This window comes from Streptomyces sp. NPDC058955, from assembly GCF_042741435.1.
GTDB lineage: Bacteria > Actinomycetota > Actinomycetes > Streptomycetales > Streptomycetaceae > Streptomyces.
In genome coordinates this window covers 14,906-16,993 of record NZ_JBHYKM010000145.1, presented here as the reverse complement: position 1 = coordinate 16,993, position 2,088 = coordinate 14,906, and the positions used below count along the sequence as shown (strand labels likewise).

The 2,088-nt window shown below is 68.4% G+C and carries 3 protein-coding genes; 1 reads left to right on the top strand and 2 read right to left on the bottom strand.

The window, feature by feature from the left end; translation table 11 throughout:
* Positions 1-222 precede the first annotated feature (222 nt).
* A complete protein-coding gene (locus ACFW1I_RS34350) occupies positions 223-657 on the top strand; it encodes a hypothetical protein (protein ID WP_384677350.1) in 435 nt (144 codons plus the stop codon).
* A 397-nt stretch (positions 658-1,054) separates the two neighbouring features.
* On the opposite strand, the gene ACFW1I_RS34345 is transcribed toward ACFW1I_RS34350, so the two are convergent.
* Both ACFW1I_RS34345 and ACFW1I_RS34340 read right to left on the bottom strand, forming a co-directional pair.
* Positions 1,055-1,441 carry a DoxX family protein gene (locus tag ACFW1I_RS34345; protein ID WP_384677348.1) on the bottom strand — a complete coding sequence of 129 codons (387 nt, stop codon included), beginning with the start codon at positions 1,439-1,441 and terminating at the stop codon, positions 1,055-1,057.
* Between the two features lie 68 nt (positions 1,442-1,509).
* Positions 1,510-1,980, bottom strand: coding sequence for a carboxymuconolactone decarboxylase family protein (locus ACFW1I_RS34340; RefSeq protein WP_384677346.1), 471 nt, complete (start codon positions 1,978-1,980; stop codon positions 1,510-1,512).
* Between the last annotated feature and the right edge of the window lie 108 nt (positions 1,981-2,088).

The window sequence follows — 2,088 nt, the reverse complement described above, 5'->3', positions numbered from 1 at the left end:
ACCTCATGACCCGACGCCTCACCCAACAGAACACACCCAACTGGCGCGACACCTGACCACAAGCGAAACAGACAACCGAGAATCAAACGCTCACTCAGACTGAGGCATGACATGTGCCGTCGACGGTTTCGACGGCATCAACATCCAGGTGGCTCGCGAGCCGGGATCAGCTGGGACTTGTCCGGCCGATCATGGCTGTGGACAGTCGGGGATGATGCCCGGGTGAGCATCATCGTGAAGTTCTTCGTGGCGCCGGACGACACGTCAGCGGGTCAGGCCCTCAAGACGGGGCCGGGACGGGCATCCGAGTCGCTCTCCTTCGGCAACGTCGATCCCGAAGAAGCCGTGGTCGAGTGGGAATGCCTTCTGGTCGGCGACAGCTTCGAGGAACTCGTCGAAGCCGGTGAGCCGCGCATCGTCGCCGGCCAGGACGACGGCGGGTGCGTCGTCTTCGCACTCTCGCCTCGCCTGATTACTGCACTCGCGGACGCCGGGCATGCCAGGTTGAGCGACATCGCTGCCTCGTGGACTCGGCTGCGGGCAGAGGACGGCGAAGACATCGACACCGAGATCGCCGAAGCGATCGTGGGTGATCTGGCTGCTCTCGTCAGAAGTGCCCGGTGCCAGAACCAGAGCGTCTACTGCTGGGTCGCATAGAAGCTCAGGTTCGGTAGCCAGATCGCGGCGGTCGCGGCGTCGGCGGTGTCGAGGAAGGCGTAACCGCGCTTGTCGTAGCGAGTGGCGACCGCCCACACTGCTTCGGGCGGTTGATCGCCCGCTCTACATTGTTGCGCTGCTTGTAGCGATCCTCATCGAAGGCAGGCGGCCGTCCACCGCGTGCGCCTTTGCGCAGACGGGCCGTCTGGTTGTCGGTCTTCTTCCGGGAAGGTGTGACGGATTCCCCGCCGTCGCAGGTACTCGCGGATGGGGCCCTTGCTGTAAGCCCTTGCGGCCGCAAGGCTGTCCGGCTTCGTAGGCGCACGCCGGAGGTGGCGGAGCATGCCGTTCCACCGTTCCCACCCCCTGCCGGGCACTCTGCCCGGCGGCGTACCCGTCAGCCGATGAAGGACTCCGGGCCGAGGCGGCCCCACGCCACGAAACCGGCGAGGGCGGCGTACACCAGGTCCACCGCCACCGGCTTGGGCTCGTGGCGGCGGAAGCGGGTGACGGCCGCACCCGTCATGAGCAGCACCAGCCCAAGGGCGGCCATCGGCACCAGGCTGGGTGCGATGTCGAGTGCGGCGGGCAGGATCAGGCCCGCCGCGGCCAGGACTTCCAGGACTCCGATGGCCTTGACGCCGCCGGCGCTGAAGTCCTCGACCCATCGTGCGCCGGCTCCGCTCGCGGCTATCTTCTCCTTCGGTGTGATCACCTTGAACGCGCCGCCGAGGAGGTAGGCGGCGGCGAGCAGTCCGGTGACGATCCAGAGGACGAGGTTCATCGGGTTCTTCCTTGCGGGGTGAGCGGGGATCCGGCCCTGCGGCGGCCGGGGGGTGCTTCGGCGGGTTGTCAGTGCCGGCCGGGCTCGTAACCGCCAGCGGGCTGCTGGATGATGACGTTGCCGCGGTTGAAGGCGTTGATCAGGGCGATCTGGGTCACGAGGGCGGCGAGCTGGTCCTCGTCGAAGTGCTTCGCGGCGTTCGCCCAGACCTCGTCGCTGACGCCGCCGGCGGCGTCGGCGATGCGGGTGGCCTCCTCGGTCAGTTCCAGGGCGGCGCGTTCGGCGTCCGTGAACACCCTGGCCTCCCGCCAGGCCGCGACCAGGTGGAGGCGCACGGCGCTCTCACCGGCGGCCGCAGCGTCCTTGGTGTGCATGTCGATGCATCCGGCGCAGCCGTTGATCTGGCTGGCGCGGAGCATCACGAGTTCGCGCGTCGCGGACGGCAGGGACGACTCCCCGAGCGTCTTGCTCGCCGCGATGATGTGCTTCCACGCCTTGGCCGCGACCGGGCTCGCGGTGATGTTCAGTCGAGCGTTCATGTGAACTCCTCTGTCGTTGTTCGCTCGGGCCCGTGCGCCCCCCCCCCCGGGCAGGTGGTGGGGGGCGGGGCCGCGTGTTGGGGGCGGTGGTGTTGGGGCCGCGGCCCC